1 protein-coding gene is annotated in these 300 nt (G+C 33.0%); it reads left to right on the forward strand.

Going from position 1 to position 300, the window contains the following annotated elements; all coding sequences use genetic code 11:
* On the forward strand, window positions 1-300 hold a 300-nt coding region (locus RMT89_RS42135), incomplete at both ends, for a hypothetical protein (RefSeq protein WP_315889044.1).

Raw genomic sequence — 300 nt, forward strand, 5'->3', positions numbered from 1 at the left:
TAGATATAAAAATCAATACTTTGAAGCAATACAGACCCCAAATTAGTTTATTTCTAAACATTATGGGGGTTGAAGAGGTCACTAAAAAACCTATTGTGAAAAACTTCTTCAATTCTTTAGCAAAGGATGAGGTTGAATTAACTGGATCGCAATTAATCGAGCTACAAGCTAAACCTTTTAGAAAGCATCATTTAGTATCACTTATGTCAATATGGAGTAATGAGCAAAATGTAATCCAGTACCGCGATCTAACGGTTTTAACAGTTGCTTATGGAACAATGTTAAGAGAAGCAGAAATTG

The sequence above is a fragment of the Streptomyces sp. P17 genome, from assembly GCF_032436805.1.
GTDB lineage: Bacteria > Actinomycetota > Actinomycetes > Streptomycetales > Streptomycetaceae > Streptomyces.